Genomic DNA, 23,835 nt, shown 5'->3' with positions numbered 1-23,835 from the left:
GAAGCTCAGTGCTGCGTGCCCGCGCGATCCGCCGGGACGCGTATGGACGGGAGGGCCGCTCAAAGCTCCCCGAGTACATCGCCCCGGCCACGCACAACCTGGTTCATCCCCCAAAGATGTACCGGGCCTGGCCGATGCCTCACTCCGCCGGGAGTGCGGCATCGCAAGTTAGACTCACGACCCCCCGCAATGGTTACGTTCAGATCGATGTGATCTGGGTCTCTTGCCATATGCAGACCAACACGGGCAAGAGCCTCGATTTGAAGATCGAGGCTCCCACGTAAGAGTGTTGTGAGTCATATGGGGATTATGTAAAAGTCTCCGCGCTATGTGAAGGACCTCAACCGGAGACTATTGGTTACGACGAAGACCGACGAGAAGGCCATCGCCGCTCCGGCGATCATCGGGTTGAGGAGACCGGCGGCGGCCAGCGGCAGCGCCGCCACGTTGTAGCCGAAGGCCCAGCACAGGTTTCCCTTGATCGTGGCCAGTGTTCTGCGGGAGAGCCGGATCGCGTCCGCCGCCACCCGCAGATCACCCCGGACGAGCGTGAGGTCGCCCGCCTCGATCGCCGCGTCCGTGCCCGTTCCCATCGCGAGTCCCAGGTCGGCCGTCGCCAGCGCGGCCGCGTCGTTCACCCCGTCGCCCACCATGGCGACCGTCCTGCCCTCGCCCTGGAGCCGCCGGACCACCGCCACCTTCTCCTGGGGCAGCACCTCGGCGATGACCTGCTCGATCCCCACGGCGCGGGCCACCGCCTCGGCCACGGCCCGGTTGTCGCCGGTGAGCAGCACCGGGGCCAGCCCCAGTGCGCGCAGCTCCGCAACAGCGCGCGCGCTCGACTCCTTGACGGCGTCGGCGACCGTGAGCACACCGCGCGCCCGGCCGTCCCAGGCGACGGCCACGGCCGTACGGCCCTCCGCCTCGGCGGCCGCCTTGGCGTGCGCGAGGTCCTCGGTGAGTTCGATGTCCGACTCGCTGAGCAGCTTCTCGCGGCCGACCAGCACCGAGTGCCCGTCGACGACGCCCAGCACGCCCAGACCGGGGACGTTCTCGAAGCTCCCCGGCACGGGCAGGGAGCCTTCCCGCTCGATGGCGCCGGCCGCGATAGCCCGGGCGATCGGATGCTCGGACGCATGCTCCAGGGCACCCGCCAGCCGCAGCAGGTCCCGCTCCGCCACCCCGTCGGCCGTGAAGACGTCCGCCAGGGCCATCCGTCCGGTGGTCACCGTGCCCGTCTTGTCCAGCACGACGGTGTCCACGCGACGCGTCGACTCCAGCACCTCAGGGCCCTTGATGAGGATCCCCAGCTGGGCGCCGCGGCCCGTACCGACCATGAGCGCGGTGGGGGTCGCGAGTCCCAGAGCGCACGGGCAGGCGATGATCAGCACCGCCACGGCGGCGGTGAAGGCCGCGGTCGGATCGTCGGTGAGCAGCAGCCAGACCACCAGGGTGCCGAGCGCGATCAGCAGCACCACCGGCACGAAGATTCCGGAGATCCGGTCGGCGAGCCGCTGCACCTGGGCCTTGCCGTTCTGTGCGTCCTCGACCAGCTTCGCCATCCGGGCCAGCTGGGTGTCGGCGCCGACCCGGGTGGCCTCGATGACCAGCCGGCCCGCCGCGTTCACGGTCGCTCCGGTCACGCCGTCGCCGACGGTCACGTCCACCGGCACGGATTCGCCGGTCAGCATCGAGGCGTCCACGGCGGAGCTGCCCTCGCTCACCCGGCCGTCCGTGGCGATCTTCTCGCCCGGGCGTACGACGAAGCGGTCGCCGACCGCCAGCCGCGCGACGGGGATGCGCTCCTCGCGCCCGTCCGGCCGCAGCACCGCCACGTCCTTGGCGCCGAGCTCCAGCAGTGCGCGCAGTGCGGCGCCCGCTCTGCGCTTGGACTTCGCCTCCAGACAGCGGCCGAGCAGGATGAAGGTGATCACCCCGGCGGCGACCTCGAGATAGATCACCGACGACCCGTCCACACGGGAAGGCGAGCCCCCGGCAAGAACCGACGGATCGAAGCCGTGCCGCATCCCGGGCATCCCCGCGTCCCCGAGGAACAGCGCCCACAGCGACCACCCGAAGGCGGCCAGCGTGCCGACCGAGACCAGGGTGTCCATGGTCGCCGTGCCGTGCCGGGCGTTGGTCCAGGCGGCCCGGTGGAAGGGCAGCCCGCCCCACACCACGACCGGCGCGGCCAGCGTCAGTGACAGCCACTGCCAGTTGTCGAACTGCAGGGCGGGCACCATCGCCATCAGCACCACGGGCACGGCCAGCACGAGGGATACGAGCAGCCGCTCGCGCAACGAGCTGAGCTCACCGTCCTCGGAGGGCGCTTCGCCGGGCGCCGAGCGCACCTCGGGCTCCGGCTCCGGCGGCGGGGGCTGCTCGGCGGTGTAGCCGGTCCGCTCCACCGTGGCGATGAGATCGGCGATGCCGACCCCGGAGTCGTAGGACACCCTGGCCTTCTCGGTGGCGAAGTTGACCGTGGCCGTGACGCCGTCCATCCGGTTGAGCTTCTTCTCGACGCGCGCCGCGCAGGACGCGCAGGTCATGCCCCCGATGGCGAGTTCGACCTGGGAGCCGTCCCGGCGTGCGTTCCGGGGAGGCGTGGTGCGGGGAGCCGTACTGGTCATTGCCTGTCTCCTGGGAGCAGCCGGGAAGAGGTCAGGCCCGGCCCGCGAGTTCGTAACCGGCCTCGTCGACGGCTGCGCGGACGGTCTCCTCGTCCAGCGGGGCGGCGGAGGTGACGGTGACCAGGCCGGTGGCCGCGACGGCCGCGACGGAGCTGACGCCGTCGAGGGCGGAGACCTCCGCCGAGACCGCTCCTTCGCAGTGGCCACAGGTCATTCCGCTGACCCGGTAGGTGGTGGTGACGGGGTCGGTGGTCGTCTCCGCGGTCATGGCGCTCTCCTCGTGGGGGTGTGCTCGCGATCTTCGCGATCTTCGAGATGTGTTCGGGTTTTTCGGGGTGTTCGGGTTTCGCGGTGTTCGGGACTTGCGATGCGATTGCCGACCAGGGCACTACGGACTGCACCCCTCAGCGTCCTCGCGACATGGATAACATTATACCCCTAGGGGGTATTCCCTCGCCGTGGGCTCCTTCCTCGCGCACGGCGTGTTCCCGCAGGGGTGCTCCCGGGCTCCCTCGGCTTCCGGCGAGTACGATTTATCAGACAGGCCCGCATCTGTTCGCTTTCGTCCCCCGAGGTCGACGTACAGGTGGCGCGGCACCTGACGAGCGACGGCCGTGATGCATGTGCTGTGGACCTACGCGCTGCTGGCGCTCACGACCCTCCCGCCTCTGGTGCCGAACTCCGGACTCCTGGTGGCGGCGGGCGTGCTGGCCTCGCGCGGCAGTCTGGACATCGCGCTCGTCCTGCTCGTGGTGGTGGGAAGCGCGGTCCTCGGCGATCTGCTGATCAATCTGTGCGGGCACCGTTTCAGCGGACCCGTGCAGCGCTGGATGAACCGCAACCCCAAGCGCCGGGCGCTGCTGGAGTGGACGACGCTGCGGATGCAGCGGCATGGTGTGCCGTTCGTCGTGGCTGTGCGGTTCCTGCCCAGCGGGCGGCTGATCGGCGGGCTCGCGGCGGGCGTCGTCCGCTACCCCGTGCGGCGCTACCTGATCGGCGCGGGCATCGCGGAGACGGTCTGGGCGGCCTACACCGTCGGCCTCGGCTATCTCGGCAGTGCGGCCGCGGGAGATCCGTTCTACGCCGCCGGCATCGGTATCGGGGCGTCGGCGGTGGTGGCCGGGGTGGGCGGTCTGGTGCAGATGGGGGTGCGCCGGAGGGGGCGCCGGCCGGTTTCGGCGGCGCCGGTCGTGGTGGCCTGCGGTGGCCCGGCCGACACTGGCCCCGCCAGTATCCGCGCGGTCGTCGCCGGAGTCCGGCTGCGTCAGGAGCGCGCGGCGGAGCGCTGCGAGGAGGCCGGGTCGGGGTCGAGCCGCGGGCCGAGGTAGCCGAGGAGAGCGGCCTTCAACTCGGCGGCATACGCGTCCCGTTCGGTGCCCTCGTGAGCGAGGACGAGTTCCAGGCCGGATGTGAAGAGGGCGAAGGCCATCTCGGCGGTGCGGGTGCGGCCGTCGGCGGGCAGTCCGGGGGCGAAGACGGAGATCAGCCCCTCGACGCGGGCCAGCAGGGCGGCGTGCAGTGCGTCGTGCTCCTCGACGACCTTGCCCGGCACGTCGGAGCTGTGGATCAGCGCGAGGAAGACCGGGTTGCGGCAATTGAACTCGATCAGGGGGTCGACGATCGCGTCCATCATGTCGGGCAGCGGCAGCGAGGCATTGGCCTCGGTGAAGACCTGGCTGTGCGCCTCGTGCATCTGATGGCTCAGCCGCTCGCCGAGCTCGACGGCGATGGCTTCCTTGTTCGGGAAGAACTGGTAGAGCGTGCCCGGCGATACGCCCGCCTCGCGGGCGATGGCGTTCGTGCTGGCGGACGTGTATCCGACCTTGCAGAACACGCTGGCGGCGGCCTCGAGCAGCTGCGCCATGCGGCGCTCGCCGCGGGCCTGCCGTCGGCGGGGCTTCTCGGGCTCCGCCGGCTTGGTGTCCGACACGCACAACCCCTCGGTCTCTGGGGACGGTTGACAAATACGAGTGATCGCTCGCATTCTTGAAGAACGCGAGCTGTCGCTCGTATTTGCCATTCTATGGCAACCAGGGGAAGGGGACACCTGCGCCATGTCAGCTGGCAACCAGCGGATCGGGGGCTGGACCAGGGCGGTCACCGCCCGGCCGAGACTCTCGCTGCTGCTCACTCTGCTGTTCACCGCACTGGCCGTGTTCGCCGGAAGCGGGGTCGCGGACCGGATGGGCAGCGGCGGCTGGGAAGCCCCGGACGCTGAGTCCTCGTACGCGACCAAGGCGCTGGAGCGGCAGTTCCCGGCCTCCCGGCCCAACGTGATACTTCTGGTCGGCAGCGGCAAGGCCCGGGTCGACGACCCGGCTGTCGCCGCCGAGGCGGAAAAGCTCGCCGCGCGGCTCGGCGAGGAGAAGTCCGTCACGGGCGTCACGTCGTACTGGGCGACGCGCTCGCCCGCACTGCGCGCCGCCGACGGCCACGAGGCGATGATCACCGCGCGGATCGAGGGCGATGAGAGCGCGGCATCGAAGGTCCTCGGACGGATAGGGCCCGAGTACCGGGGGGAGCACGGCCCGTTGGAGGTGTCGCTCGGCGGGCCGGTCGCCGTCCGGCATGAACTGCAGGCCACCATCCAGGAGGACCTGCTCCGGGCCGAACTGATAGCCCTGCCCGTCACGCTCGTCCTGCTCGTCATGGTCTTCGGCAGCGCGATCGCCGCCCTGCTGCCCCTGTGCGTCGGAATGGTGGCCATCCTCGGCACCAACGCGGTGCTGCGCGGCATCACCGAGTTCACCGATGTATCGGTCTTTGCGCAGAACCTGACCACCGCGCTGGGCCTCGGACTCGCCATCGACTACGCCCTGTTCATTGTCCGGCGGTTCCGTGAGGAGCTGGCCGGCGGGGCCGAGACGCTGCCGGCGGTGGCCGCGACACTGCGCACCGCGGGGCGCACGGTGCTGTTCTCCGCGCTCACCGTCGCCGTCTCGCTCGCCGCGATGCTGGTCTTCCCGCAGTACTTCCTGCGTTCCTTCGCCTATGCCGGTATCGCCGTGGTGCTGCTCGCCTCGGCCGCCGCGCTGATCGTCCTGCCCGCCGGGCTGGTGCTGCTCGGCGACCGGGTGAACGCGCTGGATCTGCGGAAGGCGCTGCGGCGCGGACGTCCGGCGGGGCGCGAGATCGGGGCGGGGCGCGAAGGCGGGGCGGGCTGGGCGCGTACCGCCCGGCTGGTGATGCGGCGGGCGCCGTTCTTCGCGGTCGCCACCGCCGCGGTGCTGGTGGTGCTCGGGCTGCCCTTCCTCGGGGTGAAGTTCGGCACCGCCGACGACCGGCAGCTGCCTTCGACAGCCGAGTCCCATGTGGTGCAGCAGCACATCCGGGACGGCTTCCCGGGCAGTCCGGGCGGCGCGGTGGAGGTGCTCGCCGAGGGCGGGCCGTCCACTGCGGAGCTGGCGGACTACACCCGCCGGATATCCGAACTGCCGCGAGTGCTGCGGGTGGACGGCCCGACGGGCCAGTACGTCCGCGGTGAGCGCACTCAGCAGCCGGGGCCGGCCGAGGCCGCCAGAAGCGCCGGCGGCGCGGCCCAGATCAGTGTGCTGCCGGAGGGGGAGGCGGTGGACGCCGCCGGCCAGGAGCTGGTCCGGGAGATACGGGCCGAGGAGGTCCCGTTCGACACCTCGGTCACCGGCAACGCCGCCGTGCTGGTCGACTCCAAGGACGCCATCGGTGACCGGTTGCCCTGGGCCGCCGCCATCATCGCCGTCGTCACCCTGGTGCTGGTCTTCCTGCTCACCGGCAGTGTGCTGATACCCCTTCAGGCCGTGATCCTCAACGCCCTCAGCCTCACCGCGATGTTCGGTGCGGTCGTCTGGGTGTTCCAGGACGGCCATCTGTCAGGGCTGCTGAACTTCACCTCGACCGGGGACATCGAGACCACGCTCCCGGTGCTGATGTTCTGCGTCGCCTTCGGGCTGTCCATGGACTACGGCGTCTTCCTGCTGTCCCGGATCAAGGAGGAGTACGACCGGACGGGCGACCATCAGGGTGCGGTGGTCTTCGGCCTCCGGCGGACCGGCGGGCTGATCACGGCGGCAGCGGTGATCCTCGCCGTCGTCATGGTGGCCATCGGCACCTCGCGGGTCACCAACACCAAGATGCTGGGACTCGGGATCGCCCTGGCCGTGCTCATGGACGCGATGGTGGTGCGAAGTCTGCTGGTTCCCGCGGTGATGCGGCTCACCGGCCGTGCCACCTGGTGGGCGCCCGGCCCGCTGCGCCGATTGCACGCCCGGATCGGACTGAGCGAGGGGGAGAGCCCGGCGGCGGACGACGCCGTGCCCCGCCCCGGGACAACCGCGGAACCGGACCCGGTGGGCGCCGGACACCGGTAGCCCCGGGTTGCGCGGACGCTGCTGCTCGATGCGCTCGATGCGCTCGATGTCCTCCGGGGGGGTCGGGGGCTGGGAGTTGGGGGTTGGGGGTTGGGGTGCTCGGGGGTTGGGGCTGGTCCTACGGGTCGCGGCGACCGCGGTTTCCCGGCCGTCTGGCCACCCAGGCCCGGATGGTGTCGGCGAACCAATAGGGCTTGCCACCCTCCACATGATCGGGGGGCGGCAGATGCCCGTGCTTGCGGTACGAACGGACGGTGTCGGTCTGCACGCGGATATGTGCGGCGATCTCCTTGTACGACCACAGCCTCCGGTCGGTCATCCAACGCACCTCCTCGCGGGCGCCGCAGAGCCGGCCCGGGGGGAGCCGACGAGGCATCTGCGGTGCAGCCGCTGGTGTCAGTGAGCCTGTGACAGGACAACGACTCTGAGTGATCGCCAAGGGGGGCTGTTGATCAGCTGTGACGCGAAGCCTGCTCAACTGTGACAACTGTGGCGAAAGTCAGACGAGATCCGCGATCAGTTCCTTGATCTCCGTCAGCCGCACCGGCCGGTGCTCGGCCCGGGACAGCTCGCAGGCCTCGGCGACCAGCAGGGCGTGCAGGGCCTCTTCGCCGGAGCAGGGGTTGGCCGCGGAACCGCTCGCGGCCTGGACGAAGGCGGCCAGCTCGGCGCGGTAGGCGGGTGCGAAGCGTTCGAGGAAGCCGGTCCAGGGGCGCGCAGGGGCGGCGGGGCCGCCCGGCTCGGCGGAGGTGAAGGGGGTACGGGCATCGAGACCGACCACGAACTGGTCACGCTCACCGGACAGTTCCATGCGCACGTCGTAGCCGGCGCCGTTGTAGCGGGTGGCGGTCGCGGTGACGAGCGTGCCGTCGTCCAGGGTCAGCAGCGCCGCAGCCGTGTCCACATCGCCTGCCTCCCGGAAGAAGGCAGCCCCGCCGTTGGCGCCGGTCGCGTACACCTCGGTGACCTCACGACCCGTCAGCCACCGTACGGCGTCGAAGTCGTGCACCAGGCAGTCCCGGACGAGCCCGCCCGAGAGGGGGAGGAACGCGGCAGGGGGCGGTGCGGCGTCGGAGGTGATGGCCCGGATGGTGTGCAGCCGTCCGAGCCTGCCCTCCCGGAGGGCCTGCCGGGCGGCCCGGTATCCGGCGTCGAACCGCCGCTGGAAGCCCATCTGGAGGGTCGTCCCGGCCGCTTCGACCTCCCGGAGGGCCCGTACCGTCCCCGCCAGGTCCAGCGCGATCGGCTTCTCGCAGTAGGCGGGCAGCCCGGCGCGCGCGGCGCGGGTGATCAGTTCGGCGTGCGAGGCCGTCGCGGTGGCGATCACCACCGCGTCGATGCCCGCGGCGAAGACGGCGTCGACCGACTCCGCCGCCCGTGCCCCGATCCGGTCGGCGAGTTCGGTGGCCCTCCTGCTGTCCGCGTCACCGACCACCAGTTCGCTGACACCGGCCGTGCCGAGCAGGGCTTCCGCATGGAAGGCGCCGATCCGGCCCGCGCCGAGAAATCCGATGCGCATGAGAGGAGTCCCGTCTGCGAGAGGGGGTCAGCGGTAGAGGGCAGGGCGCTCGATCAGGCTGGTGACCGTACGCGCTCCGGTGGCCTGGGCCCGGACGCCGGCCTCGCAGACCGCGGCCGCCGCGTAACCGTCCCAGGTACTGGGCCCCTCGACCGTTCCGCGCCGGGTCGCGTCCACCCAGCGCTGCACCTCCCGGTCGTACGCGTCCTCGAAGCGTGTCACGAAGTCCTGGTCGATGTCGCCGCCCCAGCGCCCGGCCGTGTTGCTGACCAGAGCGTGGCCGTCGCCGACCCGCGCGCTGCCGGACTCGCACACGGCCTCGCACTGCACCTGGTAGCCGAAGCCGCAGTTGACGAAGATCTCCACATCCACGACCGAGCCGCCGGACGTCTCGAAGAGCACCAACTGCGGATCGCTGAGCGCCTCGGGCGCACCCGAGGACGGTGTCGGGCGGAGCACGGTCACGGCCGTGATCTCCTGCTCCAGCAGCCAGCGGGTGGTGTCGATCTCGTGCACCACCGAGTCGTTGATCATCATCTGGTTGGTGAAGCCGGGCGGCGTGGAGACATTGCGGTGCTTGCAGTGCAGCATCAGCGTCCGGCCGAACCGCTCGCTGTCCAGCAGCGCCTTGAGCTTCAGATACTCCGCGTCGTAACGCCGCATGAAACCGACCGATACCAGCCGGTGCCCCGCCTTCTGCTCCGCCTCCATGACCCGCAGCGCGGAATCGGCGTCCGGGGTGAGGGGCTTCTCGCACAGCACGGGGAGGTCCCGCTCGAACGCCTTGAGGAGTGCTGCCTCGTGCGCCGGTCCGGGCGACGCGATGAGTGCCGCATCGACGTCCGGGGATCCCATGGCGGCGGCCGGGTCGGTGTAGGCCGTGCAGCCGTCGATCCGGTCGGCGAGCTGTTTGGCGCGCTCGGCGTCGATGTCGACGACGGCGGCGACCCGGGCGCCGCTGGTCACCTCGTTGATCCGGCGGACGTGGTCGGCGCCCATCCTGCCGGTGCCGATGACGGCTACGCCGAGTGTTCCCTGCTTGGTCATGTTGTCCCTCGAGGAGTGCGGTCCCCCGTGCCCGAGGCCGGGGGAGTTCGACGGTCGTGTCCAGGCTGAGGCCCGTGTCGTATCCAGGCTGCGGCCCGCAGGCCCGGCCGCGGCGACCGGCGGACTCGTGTCGCGCCGGCCGTCACCCGCCGTTCCTGCCCGGCAGCCCGGTTCTACGCACCGCAGGTGCGCAGGAACCGCCGAGTGCGCTCGGCGATGGGGAAGGGCTTGTCCGGCGGGCACGGGTACATGTCCTGCTCGACGATCGCGAACAGATCGATGCCCAGCCTCTGTGCCGCGGCCAGTACGGGCTCCAGCTCCGGTACCCCGTTCGGCGGCTCGCACATCACTCCCCGCCCGACAGCGGGCCCGAACGGCACCTCGTTCCGGACGACATCGGCCAGGATCTCCGGGTCCACCTGCTTGAGGTGGAGGTAGCCGATCCGCTCGCCGTAGGTCTCGATGAGCTTGAGGTTGTCGCCGCCGCAGTAGGCGTAGTGGCCGGTGTCCAAGCAGAGTCCCACCAGGTCGGAGTCGGTCGCGTCGAGGAAGCGGGCGACGTTCTCCTCACCGTCGATATGGGTGTCGGCGTGCGGGTGGACGACGATGTCGAGTCCGAACCGCTCCCGCACCTTGCGCCCGAGCCGCTCCATGCCGCCGGCCAGATCGCGCCACTGCGCAGCCGTCAGTTCCGGGCTCTCGATCAGCTCGGCGGTCTTGTCGTCGCGCCAGAAGGCCGGGATGACGACGAGGTGCTTGGCGCCCATGGCCCGGGTCAGCTCCGCGACCTGCGCGACGTGCTCCCAGGTGGCGTCCCAGACGGATGGGCCGCGGTGTAGCGCGGTGAAGACCGTACCGGCCGAGACCTGGAGCTCGCGGCGGCCGACCTCGTCGGCGAGCCGGGCGGGGTCGGTGGGCAGATATCCGTACGGCCCGAGCTCGATCCAGGAGTAGCCCGCCTGCGTGACCTCGTCCAGGAAACGCTCCCAGGGGACTTGCCGGGGGTCGTCGGGGAACCAGACTCCCCAGGAGTCGGGGGCGGAGCCGACCCGGATCCGGTCGAGGGCGGGGGCGGAGGACAGGGGCTGGGTGGCTGTCATGCCGCGTAGCCTCCACCTCGCTCCGAGGAGTGTCAAGATTTCGTCCTGACATAAGGACGTAACGTCAATTCATGGAAGATGGCAGGTCCGAATGTAAGGACAAACTATTGACAGCGTGCGACGGGCGCGGTTAGACCTGTGACGGGGCCAGCCCGGCCGAGCGAACCGAAGGGGCGCGCATGCTGCACTCTCCCCGGGGGGATTCATCCGAACCCTCCGAGCCGTACGACCTGATCACCATGGGCCGGATCGGAGTGGACGTCTACCCGCTGCAGACCGGCGTGTCGCTGGCGCAGGTCGAGACCTTCGGGAAGTTCCTGGGCGGCTCCCCGACCAATGTCGCCGTCGCCGCCGCCCGGCTCGGCCGCCGTACGGCGATCGTCAGCCGCACCGGCCAGGATCCCTTCGGTGACTACATCCACCGGGCCCTGCGCGAGTTCGGCGTCGACGACCGCTGGGTGACGCCGGTGCGCCAGTACCCCACTCCGGTCACCTTCTGCGAGATCTTCCCGCCCGACGACTTCCCGCTGTACTTCTACCGGCAGCCCAAGGCGCCCGACCTGGAGATCGAGGAGGGCGAGCTGGACCTGGACGCGATCCGCACGGCCCGGATTTTCTGGGTGACGGGCACCGGCCTGTGCGAGGAGCCCAGCCGCGGCGCGACGCTCGCCGCGCTCGCGGCCCGCGCCGAAGCGGGCACCACGTACGGCGCCACCGTCTTCGACCTCGACTGGCGGCCCATGTTCTGGCAGGGCGAGGACCTCATGGGGACGGCCCGCCCGTACTACGCCGAGGCCCTGGCACACGCCACCGTCGCCGTCGGCAACCTCGAGGAGTGCGAGGTCGCCACCGGCGTACGGGAGCCCATGGACTGCGCCCTCGCCCTGCTCGACGCGGGCGTGGAACTCGCCGTCGTCAAGCAGGGACCCAAGGGCGTGCTCGCCGTGCACCGCGACGGCACCACCGCCGAGGTCCCGCCGCTCCCCGTCGAGGTGGTCAACGGACTCGGCGCGGGCGACGCCTTCGGCGGCTCCCTGTGCCACGGGCTCCTGGCGGGCTGGGAATTGGAGCGCACGATGCGGTACGCCAACGCCGCCGGCGCCATCGTCGCCTCCCGCCTGGCCTGCTCCTCCGCGATGCCGACCGCGGCCGAGGTCGAAGACGTCCTCGCCCGCCCGTGACCACCGCGGCCCACGACACCCGAGAGAGAGCCACCCCGTGAGCATCCGTATCTCCGACCTCGTGAAGGTGCGGACCCGGCATCCCGAGGCCATAGGCGAGGCCGCGGCCCGTCGCCTCCGCCGACCCCTGATCGGGGACAGCGGCCGACTGATGATCATCGCGGCCGACCACCCCGCGCGCGGCGCCCTCGCCGTGGGGGACCGGGATCTGGCGATGGCCAACCGTACCGACCTGCTGGAGCGGCTGTGCCTGGCCCTGTCGAGACCCGGCGTGGACGGTGTACTCGGCACCGCCGACATCCTGGACGACCTGCTCCTCCTCGGTGCCCTCGACAACAAGGTCGTCATCGGCTCCATGAACCGCGGCGGGCTCGCCGGAGCCGTTTTCGAGATGGACGACCGCTTCACCGGCCACCGCGCCCAGGACCTGGCCCGGCTCGGCTTCGACGCGGGCAAGCTCCTGCTGCGTATCGACTACGACGACCCGGGCTCGCTCGCCACCCTGGTCTCCTCCGCCCGTGCCATCGACGAGATGGCCGAGCGCCGCCTGCCGGTCTTCGTCGAACCCTTCATCTCCCGCCGTGTCGGCGGGAGGGTGGAGAACGACCTGAGCGCCGAGGCGGTCACCAAGTCGATCGCCATCGCCTCCGGCCTCGCGGGCACCTCCGCGTACACCTGGCTGAAGGTGCCGGTGACCAGGGACCCCGAGGAGATGGCGGCCGTGATGGAGGCCTCCACCCTCCCGGCGGTCCTGCTGGGCGGTGAGGTGGGCAGCGCCGCCGAGGACCAGGCCGAGGCGTACGAGAAATGGCGCAAGGCGCTCCGGCTGCCGACGGTGCAGGGCCTGGTGGTCGGCCGGTCGTTGCTCTACCCGGCCGACGGCGACGTCACCGCAGCCGTCGACACCGCCGTCGCACTCCTCTGAACCGCCGCCGAGCGGCCGCATCCTCGCAGGAGACTTGATCGCATGACCGTCACACAGGACTTCCACCTCAAGGCCGGGAGTACGGCCGACGGGCCGTACGCGCTGCACATCGACCCCGAGCGGGCCGGCTGGGGCTACTCCAGCCTGCGCATCCTCGAGCTGCCGCCCGGCGGCTCGCACGCGCTCGCCACCGGTGACAGCGAGTGGATCGTGCTGCCGCTCAGCGGAGGCTGCACCGTCCTCGTCGACGACCGCACCTTCGATCTGCACGGCCGGGAGAGCGTGTTCGACGGCGTCACGGACTTCGCCTACGTACCGCGTGACGCGCATGCGCAGATCGCCTCCGGCGCGGGCGGCCGCTTCGCGCTCACCGGCGCACGCTGCGAGCGCCGCCTCACCGCCCGCTACGGGCCCGCTTCCGGTGTGCCCGTGGAACTGCGCGGCACCGGAAACTGCTCCCGCCAGGTCAACAACTTCGGCGCCGCGGGGGTTTTCGAGGCGGACCGGCTCATCGCCGTCGAAGTGCTGACCCCCGGCGGCAACTGGTCCTCCTACCCCCCGCACAAGCATGACGAGTGCCGCCCCGGCGCGGAGTCCGAACTGGAGGAGATCTACTACTTCGAGATCGCCCCCGCCCCAGCCCCCGCCTCCGATCCCGGCGGCCGTGGTGCGCAGGGCCTCGGCTACCAGCGGGTGACCCCCTCCGGCCCCGGCAAGGACACCGACGTCCTCGCCGAGGTCCGCAGCGGTGACGCCGTGGTCATCCCCGACGGCTGGCACGGCCCGTCCATCGCCGCGCCCGGCCACGACATGTACTACCTCAACGTCATGGCGGGCCCCGGCGCGGAGCGGGAGTGGCTGATCTGCGATCACCCCGACCACACCTGGATCCGCGGCACCTGGCCCGGCCGGCCGGTCGACCCCCGGCTGCCGCTCTACCAAGCTCCGGAGGCAACCCGATGAACAGCCGGCCCGACACTCGCAGACTCACCGTCGCCCAGGCCCTGGTGGAGTTCCTGTCCCGGCAGCACACCGAGCGCGACGGGCAGCGGCAACGGCTCATCGGCGCCTGCTGGGGCATCTTCGGCCACGGCAATGTCGCGGGCATCGGGCAGGCGCTGCTCGAATCCGGGCCCGCCAGGCTGCCGTACCTCCAGGGCCGCAACGAGCAGGCGATGGTGCACGCGGCCGTCGGATACGCCAGGCAGTCGGGCCGGATGTCCGCGCACGCCGTCACCACCTCCATCGGACCCGGCGCCACCAACCTCGTCACGGGTGCGGCGCTGGCCACCGTCAACCGGCTCCCCGTGCTCCTCCTCCCCGGCGACATCTTCGCCACCCGCCCCGCCGACCCGGTCCTCCAGCAGCTCGAAGTCCCGTACGCGGGGGACATCTCGGTGAACGACTGTCTGCGCCCCGTCTCCCGCTACTTCGACCGGGTCGTCCGCCCCGAAGCGCTGATCCCCGCCGCCCTCCAGGCCATGCGCGTCCTCACCGACCCCGCGGAGACCGGCGCCGTCACCCTCGCCCTGCCGCAGGACGTGCAGGCCGAAGCCTTCGACTGGCCGGAGGAGTTCTTCGCCGAGCGGGTGTGGCACGTCCGCCGGGCCGCGCCCGACCCGGAAGCGCTCGCCGGCGCCGCGCGGGCCGTACGGTCCGCGGCCCGCCCGCTGATCGTCGCGGGCGGCGGCGTCCACCACAGCGGAGCCGAGGACGCCCTGAAGGAACTGGCCGAGGCGACCGGCATCCCCGTCGCCTCCACCCAGGCGGGCAAGGGCTCGCTGCGCCACGACCACCCGGCGGACGTGGGCGGCATCGGCCACACCGGCACGGCCGTCGCCGACGACCTCGCCCGCGAGGCCGATCTGGTCATCGGCGTCGGCACCCGCTACACCGACTTCACCACCGCCTCCGGCACCCTCTTCGCCACCCCCGGCGTCCGCTTCGTCAACCTCAACATCGCTTCCTTCGACGCGCACAAGATGGGCGCCACCTCCCTCGTGGCCGACGCCCGTACCGGGCTCGAAGCGCTGACCGCCGCCCTGCCCGGGCACCACGTCGATGCCGTGTACGAGGCGGAGTACCGCACCGGCAAGGCGCGTTGGGAGCAGGCCGTCGACCGGGCGTACGCCGCCGAGGACGACAGCGCCCGCCCCAGCCAGACCCAGGTTCTCGGCGCCCTGGACGCGGTGGTCGGCGACGAGGACGTGATCATCAACGCGGCCGGATCCCTCCCCGGCGACCTCCACAAGCTGTGGCGGGCCCGCTCACCGCGCCAGTACCACCTGGAGTACGGCTACTCCTGCATGGGCTACGAGATCCCGGCTGCCATCGGCGTACGCCTCGCCGCCCCGGACCGCCCGGTATGGGCCCTGGTCGGCGACGGTACGTATCTGATGATGCCGACCGAGATCGTCACCGCCGTCCAGGAAGGGATCAACATCAACCTGGTGCTGATCCAGAACCACGGCTACGCCTCCATCGGCGGGCTCTCCGAGGGCACCGGCGGCGAGCGCTTCGGCACCGCCTACCGCTTCCGCGGCGCCGACGGCACGTACACCGGCGACCCGCTGCCCGTCGATCTCGCCGCCAATGCGGCCAGCCTCGGGATGGCGGTGATCCGCGCCGGGAGCGTCCGCGAGTTGCGGGAAGCGCTCGCGGTCGCCCGGGCCTCCGACCACCCCACATGTGTCTATGTGGAGACGGAAACAGCCGACACAGTGTCCGGCGCGCCCCCCGCCCAGGCGTGGTGGGATGTTCCTGTGGCCCAGACCGCAACCCGCCCCGCGGCCGTCAAGGCGCGGGAGGAGTACGAGCGCCACGCGGCAGGCCGACGCCGCCACCTCTGACCCGCCCTCCCGCCCGTCGCCCACCACCACCCTCAAAGGACCCGCATGATGAAGACCATCGACCACTGGATCGGCGGCAAGACCGTCGAGGGCGCGTCCGGCAACTACGGTCCTGTCACCGACCCGGCGACCGGCGCGCAGACCACCCGGGTCGCGCTCGCCTCCGTCGACGAGGTCGACGCCGCCGTGGCCGCGGCCAGGTCCGCGTACGAGACCTGGGGCACCTCCTCGCTCGCGGCGCGCACCGCCGTCCTCTTCGCCTACCGGGCGCTCCTCGACGCCCACCGCGACGAGATCGCCGAGCTGATCACCGCCGAGCACGGCAAGGTGCACTCCGACGCGCTCGGCGAGGTGGCCCGCGGCCTGGAGATCGTCGAGCTGGCCTGCGGCATCACCACGCAGCTCAAGGGCGAGCTGTCCACCCAGGTCTCCACCCGCGTGGACGTCGCCTCGATCCGGCAGCCGCTCGGCGTCGTCGCGGGCATCACGCCCTTCAACTTCCCGGCCATGGTGCCGATGTGGATGTTCCCGCTCGCCATCGCCTGCGGAAACACCTTTGTCCTCAAGCCGAGCGAGAAGGACCCGTCGGCCGCGTTCCGGCTCGCCGAGCTGGCCGCCGAGGCCGGACTGCCGGACGGCGTACTGAACGTCGTCAACGGTGACAAGGTCGCCGTCGACCGGCTGCTGGAGCACCCCGACGTCGTCGCCGTCAGTTTCGTCGGCTCCACCCCGATCGCCCGCTACATCCACACCACCGCCTCCGCGAACGGCAAGCGCGTCCAGGCGCTCGGCGGAGCCAAGAACCACATGCTGGTCCTCCCCGACGCGGACCTCGACGCGGCCGCCGACGCCGCAGTCTCCGCGGCGTACGGCTCGGCCGGCGAGCGCTGCATGGCCATCTCCGCCGTCGTCGCGGTCGGCCCGGTCGGCGACGAACTCGTGGCGAAGATCCGCGATCGTGCCGAGAAGATCAAGATCGGCCCCGGCAACGACCCGACCTCCGAGATGGGCCCGCTGATCACCAAGGCCCACCGCGACAAGGTCGCCGGTTACGTCACGGGCGCGGCCGCCCAGGGCGCCGAGGTCGTACTCGACGGCACCGGCCACACCGTCGAGGGCTTCGAGGACGGCCACTGGATCGGTCTCTCCCTCCTCGACAAGGTGTCGACGGACGCGGACGCGTACAAGGACGAGATCTTCGGCCCGGTGCTGTGCGTGCTGCGCGCGGAGACCTACGAGGAGGGCATGGCCCTCATCAACGCCTCGCCGTTCGGCAACGGCACCGCGGTCTTCACCCGCGACGGCGGCGCCGCGCGGCGCTTCCAGATGGAGGTCCAGGCGGGCATGGTCGGCGTGAACGTGCCGATCCCGGTCCCGGTGGGCTACCACTCCTTCGGTGGCTGGAAGGACTCGATCTTCGGCGACCACCACGTCTACGGCAACGACGGCGTGCACTTCTACACCCGCGGAAAGGTCGTCACCACCCGCTGGCCCGACCCGTCCGACGGCGGCGTGGACCTCGGCTTCCCGAAGAACCACTGACGCCGGAGGCGTTGAACGAGTACGGCCCGGCGGCGCGCCGGGCCGTACGTCGTTCCCGGAGGTGGGCTCCGTGGTCAGCTGAGCGAAGGGGGCCGACCGAGGAGGAGAGAGTGACCGGACCCGCCGGCGACGGACAGGCACCGCGGCGCTTCGACGACCTGCGCGCGCTGTTCATCAACTGCACCCTGAAGCCGTCCCCCCGGACGAGCAATACCCAGGGCCTGGTCGACATCAGCCGCTCCATCATGGAGCAGGAGGGCGTGCACGTGGACCAGATCCGTGCCGCCGACCACGACATCGCCACCGGAGTGTGGCCCGACATGACGGAGCACGGCGCCGCGAGCGACGAGTGGCCGCAGCTCATCGGGCGGGTGATGGCCGCCGACATTCTGGTCCTGGCCGGTCCCATCTGGCTGGGTGACAACAGTTCCGTGACGAAACGCATCGTGGAACGCCTCTACAGTTGCTCGTCACTCCTCAACCACGCCGGGCAGTACGCCTACTACGGGCGGGTCGGGGGCTGCCTGATCACCGGCAACGAGGACGGGATCAAGCACTGCGCGATGAACCTGCTCTACAGCCTCCAGCATGTCGGCTACTCCATCCCGCCACAGGCCGACGCCGGCTGGATCGGTGAGGCGGGCCCGGGACCGTCGTATCTCGACCCCGGTTCCGGCGGCCCGCAGAACGACTTCACCAACCGCAACACCACCTTCATGACCTGGAACCTGCTCCATCTGGCCCGGCTGCTCAAGGACGCCGGCGGGTTCCCGGCACACGGCAACCAGCGCTCGGAGTGGGACGCGGGCTGCCGCTTCGACTTCGAGAATCCCGAGCACCGCTGATATCCCGTTTCTCCGGCTCTTCCGATTCTCCGGACTCCTCCCGTTTTCGCTGTTGTTGTGAGCGGGTGACCACGCGCGGCGAACCGGCACCGGGGGAGGGCTGCGCACAGCGGGGCATACCGCAGCCGCGGTATGCGCCGGGCGCGCGTACTCCCGTGGGAGACACCCGGACTCCGACCCCGGGCCCGTGGAGATGTCATCGCACATCCGTAGTATCCGGGATATGGATCTCCGATTGCCCCGGCCCCGGATGCCCCGACGGCGCGGGCGGCTGCTCGCCGGCGCGGCCGCCGTCGCCCTGCTCGCCGGGGCCGGCACCTGGACGGCCGCGTCCGGCGACCAGCCGCCCGTGCATCGCGAGGACCGTATCCTCGCCGCCCCGGAGTCCCCGGGCAGCAAGAAGGAGGTGCGGATCGACACCTCCTTCTTCACGTCCGGCCCCGCGTCCGACCGCCGCCCGGCCGTGCTGCTCGGGCACGGCTTCGGCGGCAGCAAGGAAGACCTCCGCACGGAGGCCGAACAGATGGCAGGCGAGGGATACGCCGTACTGACCTGGTCGGCGCGCGGCTTCGGCCGGACCACCGGACGCATCGGCGTGAACGACCCCGGCCGTGAGGTCTCCGACGTCCGCAGGCTCATCGACTGGCTGTCCCATCGCCCCGAGGTGAAGCTCGACGCCGAGGGTGACCCGCGCGTCGGGCTCGCCGGTGCCTCGTACGGGGGCGCGATCTCGCTGCTCGCCGCCGGGAACGACCGGCGCGTCGACGCCATCGCCCCGCAGAACACCTACTGGAACCTCGCCGACGCGCTGTTCCCGGGCGGGGTCTTCAAGAAGCTGTGGGCCGGGATGTTCTTCACCACCGGCTCGTTCCCGGTCGGCGCCGGGGCGGGAGGCGGGGGAGAGGCCGAGCAGGGCACGGGCGCGGGCGCGGCGGACGGCGGCGGACCCGAGGGCGGCGGCGGGCCCGCCGGCGGAGCCGGCCAACAGCCCGAGGCAACCGGCGCACCCACCGTTCCCTCGCCCGCACAGGCCACCGGCTGCGACCGCTTCGAGAAGCCGCTGTGCGCGATGTACGAGCGCGTCGCGGTCGCCGGTGAGCCCGACGCGGCAGCGCGCAAGTTGCTGGCCGAGCGCAGCCCGTCGGCCGTCGGCAACCGCATCAAGGTCCCCGCGCTGATCCTCCAGGGCCAGACCGACTCTCTCTTCCCGCTCGGCCACGCCGATGCCATGGCCAAGCGGATCTCCGCCAACGGCGCGCCGGTCTCCGTCGACTGGCTCGCGGGCGGACACGACGGCGGCGACCAGGAGACCGACCGGGTCCGGCAGCGCGTCACCGACTGGTTCGACCGCTACCTCAAGGGCGAGAAGGGCACCGACACCGGACCGCCCTTCCGCGTCTCCCGCACCGGCGGCATCGACAGCACGGACGGACGGGCCCAGCTCCGCGGCGCTTCCGGCGACCGCTACCCCGGCCTGGGCGGCACCGAAGCGCGTACGGTCCGGCTCGCCGGCCGCGAGCAGCGGTTCGCCAACCCGGCCGGGGGCAGTCCGCCCGCCATCTCCGCCGTCCCGGGCGCAGGAGGCCTCGGGCAGCTGTCCACCTTCGGCTTCGGAGTCTCCCTCGACTTCCCCGGCCAGCACGCGCGCTTCGATTCCGCGCCGCTGAGCTCGGGGACGCGGGTCACCGGCTCCCCGACGGTGCGTGTCAAGGTCAAGGCCGACTCCGACGACGCCGTGCTCTTCGCCAAGGTGTACGACGTCAGCCAGAGCGGCAGCCAGCTGCTGCCCTCGTCGCTCGTCTCCCCGGTCCGGGTGACCGGCGCAAAGGAAGGCAGAACCGTCGAGCTGCGGCTGCCCGCCGTCGACCACAACTTCGAGGCAGGGCACCGGATGCGGCTCGTGCTGTCCGCCACGGACCTGGCGTTCGCCTCCCCGGAGAAGTCCGCGGCGTACAGCGTCTCTCTCGCCGGGAACGGGATGACGGTGCCCACCGACCCGGACGTGCAGACCGCCTCCAGCGCCCTGCCGTGGTGGACCTGGGGCCTGCCGCTCGGTGGCGCCGCCGTGGCCGCCGCGCTGCTGCTCACCGGCCGCCGGCGCACCGCCACCCCGGGCCCCGACCCGGCGCTGACGGACGTGCCCCTGGAGATCACCGATCTGAGCAAGCGCTACGCCAAGTCCGCCGACCGGTATGCCGTACGCGATCTGTCCTTCCGCGTCGAGCGCGGCCAGGTCCTCGGCCTGCTCGGGCCCAACGGCGCGGGCAAGACCACCACCCTGCGGATGCTCATGGGCCTGATCCGGCCCGACGGAGGTGAGATCCGCATCTTCGGACAGGCCGTCCGGCCGGGAGCGCCGGTGCTGTCGCGGGTCGGTGCGTTCGTCGAGGGCGCGGGCTTCCTGCCGCATCTGACCGGCCGCGCCAACCTGGATCTGTACTGGCTGGCCACCGGCCGGCCGGTGGCGGACGCGCACATCGAGGAGGCTCTGGAGATCGCCGGACTCGGCGATGCCCTGGAGCGCCCCGTGCGGACGTACTCGCAGGGCATGCGGCAGCGGCTGGCCATCGCCCAGGCCATGCTCGGCATGCCGGACCTGCTGATCCTCGACGAGCCGACCAACGGCCTCGACCCGCCGCAGATCCGGGAGATGCGCGAGGTCCTGATCCGGTACGCGGCCGCCGGGCGGACCGTCATCGTCTCCAGCCACCTCCTCGCCGAGGTCGAGCAGAGCTGTACGCACCTGGTGGTCATGGACCATGGGCGGCTGGTCAGCGCGGGCCCCGTCGCGGAGATCACCGGCAGCGGCGACACGCTGCTGGTCGGCATCGCGGGCGGTGTGCCGTCCGACGTCGTGGTGGACAGGGTCACGGCGCTGCCGGGCGTCGGCTCCGCCGTGCGCACCGCCGAAGGGCTGCTCGTACGGCTCGACGGTGCGACCGTCCCCGAACTGCTCGTGGAACTCGTCCGGTTGGAGATCCCGGTGGAGAGCATCGGCCCGCACCGCCGCCTCGAGGACGCTTTCCTCACCCTGATCGGAGGCACGCCGTGACTGCATCCACGGACTCGGCCCAGCGGGTCTCGGCGTCCGGCTACCGGGCCCGGCGCACCCTGCCGCTGCGGGTGGAGGCGATGCGTCAGCTGCGGCGCCGCCGCACGATGGTGGTCGCCGGGATACTCGCCGCGCTGCCGTTCATCCTGATCGCCGCCTTCGCGATCGGCGGCGAACCCGGCCGCGACAACGGCCAGGTGACGCTGATCGACACCGCCACGGCCTCCGGCGCGAACTTCGCCGCGACCTGTCTGTTCGTATCGGCGGGCTTCCTGCTGGTCGTGCCGGTGGCCCTGTTCTGCGGCGACACGGTCGCCTCGGAGGCGAGTTGGGCCTCACTGCGCTATCTCCTGGCGGCCCCTGTGCCGCGCACCCGGCTGCTGGTCAGCAAGCTGACCGTGGCGCTCGCCTTCAGTGCCGCCGCGATGCTGCTGCTCCCGCTGGTGGCGCTGCTCGCGGGTACCGCGGCGTACGGGTGGGGGGATCTGCAGATCCCCACCGGGGGAGTTCTCCCGCCGGGCGCCGCCCTGCCGCGGCTCGCGATCGTCGTTGCGTACATCTTCGTGGGCCAGTTGGTCACCGCGGCCCTCGCGTTCTGGCTGTCCACGCGCACCGACGCTCCGCTGGGTGCGGTCGGCGGCGCGGTGGGCCTCACGATCGTCGGCAATGTGCTGGACGCGGTGACGGCGCTGGGCTCCTGGCGCGATTTCCTGCCCGCCCACTGGCAGTTCGCGTGGGCGGACGCGCTCCAGCAGCATGTGGAGTGGGGCGGCATGATCAAGGGGACGGCGGTTTCGGTGGCGTACGCCCTGGTGCTGTTCGCCCTGGCCTTCCGCGGCTTCCGCACCAAGGACGTGGTGTCCTGACGCGGGACCGGCCGGCGTCGGGGTGTGGCGCGGACGCCGAGTGCCTCGGGGCCGCCGTACGGTCGAGGCATGGAGCTCGATCCGGCTGAGGCGCGTCGGCGCTTCGCCGCGGCGCGCGTGGCCCGGCTGGCCACGGCGAGCGGCGGCGGGGTGCCGCACCTGGTGCCGGTGACCTTCGTCCTGGACGGCGACACGGTGTACTTCGCCGTCGACCACAAGCCCAAGAGCACCTGGCAGCTCCGGCGTCTGCGGAACATCCGCGAGAACGACCACGTCGCACTGCTGGCGGACCACTACTCCGACGACTGGTCCGCGCTCTGGTGGGTCCGCGCCGACGGCACGGCCGAGCTGGTGGAGGACGACGCGCGCCGGGCCCGGTCGGTCGCGGGCCTGCAGGCCCGGTACGCGCAGTATCGCGGACGGCCCCCGCAGGGCCCGGTCGTCGCGGTCACGGTGAACCGCTGGTCCGGCTGGTCCTTCAGCTGACCTCGCCGCTGCCCCCACCCCATGACGTGATCCGTGCTGTCCCGTGTTCTGGACCAGGTCGCCGTTGACCGGGGCCTCGGGCGACGCAGGGGGATGTCGTCCACGATCCCCGACAGGACAGCGAGACGCCCAGCAGCAGCCGGGCCGCCGCTTTCCCCGCCAACCCGGGCTGTGCCGCCCGGGGTTCGTGGCCTGCCTGCCTGTCTGGGCCGGCCTCCGGGGTCGCCCGGGCCCATGGGCGTCAGCGGCGCTCGCGCGAGTGCCCGAACAGCAGCCGGTACCCGATCAGCAGGACCAGTGATCCGGATATGGCGGCCACCCACATCGCCGGGTCGAAGAAGTCCTTGTCGACCGGCCGGTCGAGGAACTTCGCGGACAGCCAGCCTCCGATGAATGCCCCGGCCACACCGATGAGGGTCGTGCCGATCAGCCCGCCGGGGTCGCGTCCCGGCAGGAGGACCTTGGCGACGACTCCGGCGACGAGGCCCAGGATGATCCAGCTGACGATGCCCATGTCGGGGTCCTCCAGGAGATTGCCGTTCACGCGGGTCACGCGGGTGATCCGCTTCCGAATGTCAGGTCCGGACACTACAACGACGCTTTCGATCGCCCTCTTGGTTCTTCCGGTCGGGTTCCGTATGGCTCGGCGCAAATGTGGTGACGCGTGGTGGCGAACGATGACGGGGAGTAGCGTCGTGCGTGGATCGCGGTCCTGCGCTGCATGCCTGTCGACGGTGGCGGCACCCGACCGCCGTGGCAGGGCGCGCACCGCCCGATGGCTGGTCGTGACGGAGGTCGAGGTGACGGTGCCATGAACGCGGATGTGGCGGATCTGCCGCAGGAGGCGCGGTTGCTGGAGCTGCTCTTCGCGAGGGAGGACGTACCCACGCTGCGGTTGCGCATCATCGACAGCGTGACACGCGCGGGGCTCGACGAGCCGCGTAGAAGCGACTTCGTGCTCGCCGTCCACGAGGTGGCGTGCAACGCGGTCGAGCACGGCGGCGGCGAGGGCCGTCTGCTGCTCTACCGGAACGGCGGCAGGCTGCACTGCCGGGTCACCGACAACGGGCCCGGGTTCAGCGAGGAGGTCATCCCCCGTGAGCCGCCGGGACTGTTCGCGGGGGAGGGCGGCCGGGGCCTGTGGCTGACCCGGCAGCTGACGGACCGGCTGGAGATCGCCGCCGGGGCCGTGGGCGCGGTGGTGACGCTGGTCGTCGCCCTCAGCTGACGCCGGCCCGAGACGTACGTGCTGAGCCGGCCGCGGCACCCGAGACGTACGTGCTGAGCCGGCCGCGGCACCCGAGACGTACCTGCTGAGCCGGCCGCGGCACCCGAGACGTACGTGTCTGTCGGCGCGGCCGGTGCCGACATCGCGGGACAGCCGGACAAGCGCCGAACGGGGTCATCCAAGCGCAGTCGGCGGGCTGTTCGTCGGCCGACGAAATCC

At 71.5% G+C, this 23,835-nt stretch carries 20 protein-coding genes; 12 read left to right on the top strand and 8 right to left on the bottom strand.

The annotated features are described in order from the left end of the window. Positions 1–326: 326 nt before the first annotated feature. Positions 327–2,630 carry a heavy metal translocating P-type ATPase gene (locus ABZW18_RS08625; RefSeq protein ID WP_356184035.1) on the bottom strand — a complete coding sequence of 768 codons (2,304 nt, stop codon included), beginning with the start codon at positions 2,628–2,630 and terminating at the stop codon, positions 327–329. 31 nt (positions 2,631–2,661) lie between these two features. Beyond that, positions 2,662–2,898 (bottom strand): heavy-metal-associated domain-containing protein, encoded by a 237-nt coding sequence (locus ABZW18_RS08620; RefSeq protein ID WP_356184032.1) that lies wholly within the window; start codon positions 2,896–2,898, stop codon positions 2,662–2,664. A 349-nt stretch (positions 2,899–3,247) separates the two neighbouring features. Here ABZW18_RS08620 and ABZW18_RS08615 point away from each other — a divergent pair, with 349 nt between their 5' ends. Further along, on the top strand, positions 3,248–3,958 hold the full coding sequence (locus ABZW18_RS08615) for a DedA family protein (protein ID WP_356184211.1): 711 nt from the start codon (positions 3,248–3,250) through the stop codon (positions 3,956–3,958). On the opposite strand, the gene ABZW18_RS08610 is transcribed toward ABZW18_RS08615, so the two are convergent. After that, on the bottom strand, positions 3,895–4,560 hold the full coding sequence (locus ABZW18_RS08610) for a TetR/AcrR family transcriptional regulator (RefSeq protein ID WP_356184029.1): 666 nt from the start codon (positions 4,558–4,560) through the stop codon (positions 3,895–3,897). The genes ABZW18_RS08615 and ABZW18_RS08610 overlap by 64 nt on opposite strands. Before the next feature lie 124 nt (positions 4,561–4,684). Between ABZW18_RS08610 and ABZW18_RS08605 the strand changes: the two genes are divergently transcribed. Continuing rightward, on the top strand, positions 4,685–6,976 hold the full coding sequence (locus ABZW18_RS08605) for an MMPL family transporter (RefSeq protein ID WP_356184026.1): 2,292 nt from the start codon (positions 4,685–4,687) through the stop codon (positions 6,974–6,976). A 118-nt stretch (positions 6,977–7,094) separates the two neighbouring features. Here ABZW18_RS08605 and ABZW18_RS08600 read toward each other — a convergent pair whose 3' ends face one another. From ABZW18_RS08600 to ABZW18_RS08585, 4 genes are all read right to left on the bottom strand, one after another. Beyond that, a complete protein-coding gene (locus ABZW18_RS08600; protein ID WP_356184023.1) occupies positions 7,095–7,295 on the bottom strand; it encodes a MerR family transcriptional regulator in 201 nt (66 codons plus the stop codon). Between the two features lie 180 nt (positions 7,296–7,475). Next, entirely contained in the window at positions 7,476–8,495 is a 1,020-nt protein-coding gene (locus ABZW18_RS08595) for a Gfo/Idh/MocA family oxidoreductase (protein ID WP_356184020.1), read from the bottom strand. Positions 8,496–8,522: 27 nt separating this feature from the next. Continuing rightward, complete coding sequence (locus ABZW18_RS08590) at positions 8,523–9,542, bottom strand: Gfo/Idh/MocA family oxidoreductase (protein ID WP_356184017.1); 1,020 nt, start codon at positions 9,540–9,542, stop codon at positions 8,523–8,525. A 173-nt stretch (positions 9,543–9,715) separates the two neighbouring features. Beyond that, a complete protein-coding gene (locus tag ABZW18_RS08585) occupies positions 9,716–10,642 on the bottom strand; it encodes a sugar phosphate isomerase/epimerase (protein WP_356184014.1) in 927 nt (308 codons plus the stop codon). A gap of 179 nt (positions 10,643–10,821) precedes the next feature. Between ABZW18_RS08585 and iolC the strand changes: the two genes are divergently transcribed. From iolC to ABZW18_RS08540, 9 genes are all read left to right on the top strand, one after another. Beyond that, complete coding sequence (gene iolC, locus ABZW18_RS08580) at positions 10,822–11,823, top strand: 5-dehydro-2-deoxygluconokinase (protein ID WP_356184011.1); 1,002 nt, start codon at positions 10,822–10,824, stop codon at positions 11,821–11,823. A gap of 37 nt (positions 11,824–11,860) precedes the next feature. Then, on the top strand, positions 11,861–12,748 hold the full coding sequence (locus tag ABZW18_RS08575; RefSeq protein ID WP_356184008.1) for a deoxyribose-phosphate aldolase: 888 nt from the start codon (positions 11,861–11,863) through the stop codon (positions 12,746–12,748). A 42-nt stretch (positions 12,749–12,790) separates the two neighbouring features. Further along, the gene (gene iolB / locus ABZW18_RS08570) at positions 12,791–13,711 is read left to right on the top strand and encodes a 5-deoxy-glucuronate isomerase (protein WP_356184005.1); all 921 of its coding nucleotides are present in this window, start codon (positions 12,791–12,793) and stop codon (positions 13,709–13,711) included. Then, positions 13,708–15,597 carry a 3D-(3,5/4)-trihydroxycyclohexane-1,2-dione acylhydrolase (decyclizing) gene (gene iolD / locus ABZW18_RS08565; RefSeq protein WP_356184002.1) on the top strand — a complete coding sequence of 630 codons (1,890 nt, stop codon included), beginning with the start codon at positions 13,708–13,710 and terminating at the stop codon, positions 15,595–15,597. Before iolB ends, iolD begins: the two co-directional genes overlap by 4 nt. A gap of 45 nt (positions 15,598–15,642) precedes the next feature. After that, on the top strand, positions 15,643–17,139 hold the full coding sequence (locus ABZW18_RS08560) for a CoA-acylating methylmalonate-semialdehyde dehydrogenase (RefSeq protein WP_356183999.1): 1,497 nt from the start codon (positions 15,643–15,645) through the stop codon (positions 17,137–17,139). 110 nt (positions 17,140–17,249) lie between these two features. Further along, positions 17,250–17,984: a flavodoxin family protein gene (locus tag ABZW18_RS08555; RefSeq protein WP_356183996.1), complete on the top strand. Its 735-nt coding sequence runs from the start codon at positions 17,250–17,252 to the stop codon at positions 17,982–17,984. A 223-nt stretch (positions 17,985–18,207) separates the two neighbouring features. Further along, positions 18,208–21,036, top strand: a complete 2,829-nt coding sequence (locus tag ABZW18_RS08550; protein WP_356183994.1) for an alpha/beta fold hydrolase — start codon at positions 18,208–18,210, stop codon at positions 21,034–21,036. After that, positions 21,033–21,902 (top strand): ABC transporter permease, encoded by an 870-nt coding sequence (locus ABZW18_RS08545; RefSeq protein ID WP_356183991.1) that lies wholly within the window; start codon positions 21,033–21,035, stop codon positions 21,900–21,902. The genes ABZW18_RS08550 and ABZW18_RS08545 overlap by 4 nt, the downstream gene beginning before the upstream one ends. A 69-nt stretch (positions 21,903–21,971) precedes the next feature. After that, positions 21,972–22,388 (top strand): TIGR03668 family PPOX class F420-dependent oxidoreductase, encoded by a 417-nt coding sequence (locus ABZW18_RS08540; RefSeq protein WP_356183988.1) that lies wholly within the window; start codon positions 21,972–21,974, stop codon positions 22,386–22,388. Positions 22,389–22,629: 241 nt separating this feature from the next. Here the strand turns inward: ABZW18_RS08540 and ABZW18_RS08535 are convergent, their stop codons facing one another. Further along, complete coding sequence (locus ABZW18_RS08535; protein WP_356184208.1) at positions 22,630–22,902, bottom strand: GlsB/YeaQ/YmgE family stress response membrane protein; 273 nt, start codon at positions 22,900–22,902, stop codon at positions 22,630–22,632. A 297-nt stretch (positions 22,903–23,199) separates the two neighbouring features. Between ABZW18_RS08535 and ABZW18_RS08530 the strand changes: the two genes are divergently transcribed. Beyond that, positions 23,200–23,616 (top strand): ATP-binding protein, encoded by a 417-nt coding sequence (locus tag ABZW18_RS08530; RefSeq protein ID WP_356183985.1) that lies wholly within the window; start codon positions 23,200–23,202, stop codon positions 23,614–23,616. Positions 23,617–23,835: the final 219 nt, after the last annotated feature.

Origin of the sequence: Streptomyces sp. NPDC004647 (assembly GCF_040609575.1) — a bacterium.
GTDB lineage: Bacteria > Actinomycetota > Actinomycetes > Streptomycetales > Streptomycetaceae > Streptomyces.
The sequence above is the reverse complement of the archived record's forward strand: the minus strand, read 5'-3'. Positions and strand labels throughout refer to the sequence as shown.

What these genes read in the sequence shown, in the direction of transcription:
- ABZW18_RS08625 (WP_356184035.1), bottom strand. Translation starts at nt 2,630, where the DNA reads ATGACCAGTACGGCTCCCCGCACCACGCCTCCCCGGAACGCACGCCGG.
- ABZW18_RS08595 (WP_356184020.1), bottom strand. Translation starts at nt 8,495, where the DNA reads ATGCGCATCGGATTTCTCGGCGCGGGCCGGATCGGCGCCTTCCATGCG.
- ABZW18_RS08605 (WP_356184026.1), top strand. Translation starts at nt 4,685, where the DNA reads ATGTCAGCTGGCAACCAGCGGATCGGGGGCTGGACCAGGGCGGTCACC.
- ABZW18_RS08590 (WP_356184017.1), bottom strand. Translation starts at nt 9,542, where the DNA reads ATGACCAAGCAGGGAACACTCGGCGTAGCCGTCATCGGCACCGGCAGG.
- ABZW18_RS08535 (WP_356184208.1), bottom strand. Translation starts at nt 22,902, where the DNA reads ATGGGCATCGTCAGCTGGATCATCCTGGGCCTCGTCGCCGGAGTCGTC.
- iolB (WP_356184005.1), top strand. Translation starts at nt 12,791, where the DNA reads ATGACCGTCACACAGGACTTCCACCTCAAGGCCGGGAGTACGGCCGAC.
- ABZW18_RS08540 (WP_356183988.1), top strand. Translation starts at nt 21,972, where the DNA reads ATGGAGCTCGATCCGGCTGAGGCGCGTCGGCGCTTCGCCGCGGCGCGC.
- ABZW18_RS08560 (WP_356183999.1), top strand. Translation starts at nt 15,643, where the DNA reads ATGATGAAGACCATCGACCACTGGATCGGCGGCAAGACCGTCGAGGGC.
- ABZW18_RS08600 (WP_356184023.1), bottom strand. Translation starts at nt 7,295, where the DNA reads ATGACCGACCGGAGGCTGTGGTCGTACAAGGAGATCGCCGCACATATC.
- ABZW18_RS08585 (WP_356184014.1), bottom strand. Translation starts at nt 10,642, where the DNA reads ATGACAGCCACCCAGCCCCTGTCCTCCGCCCCCGCCCTCGACCGGATC.
- ABZW18_RS08615 (WP_356184211.1), top strand. Translation starts at nt 3,248, where the DNA reads ATGCATGTGCTGTGGACCTACGCGCTGCTGGCGCTCACGACCCTCCCG.
- ABZW18_RS08620 (WP_356184032.1), bottom strand. Translation starts at nt 2,898, where the DNA reads ATGACCGCGGAGACGACCACCGACCCCGTCACCACCACCTACCGGGTC.
- ABZW18_RS08550 (WP_356183994.1), top strand. Translation starts at nt 18,208, where the DNA reads ATGGATCTCCGATTGCCCCGGCCCCGGATGCCCCGACGGCGCGGGCGG.
- iolD (WP_356184002.1), top strand. Translation starts at nt 13,708, where the DNA reads ATGAACAGCCGGCCCGACACTCGCAGACTCACCGTCGCCCAGGCCCTG.
- ABZW18_RS08530 (WP_356183985.1), top strand. Translation starts at nt 23,200, where the DNA reads ATGAACGCGGATGTGGCGGATCTGCCGCAGGAGGCGCGGTTGCTGGAG.
- iolC (WP_356184011.1), top strand. Translation starts at nt 10,822, where the DNA reads ATGCTGCACTCTCCCCGGGGGGATTCATCCGAACCCTCCGAGCCGTAC.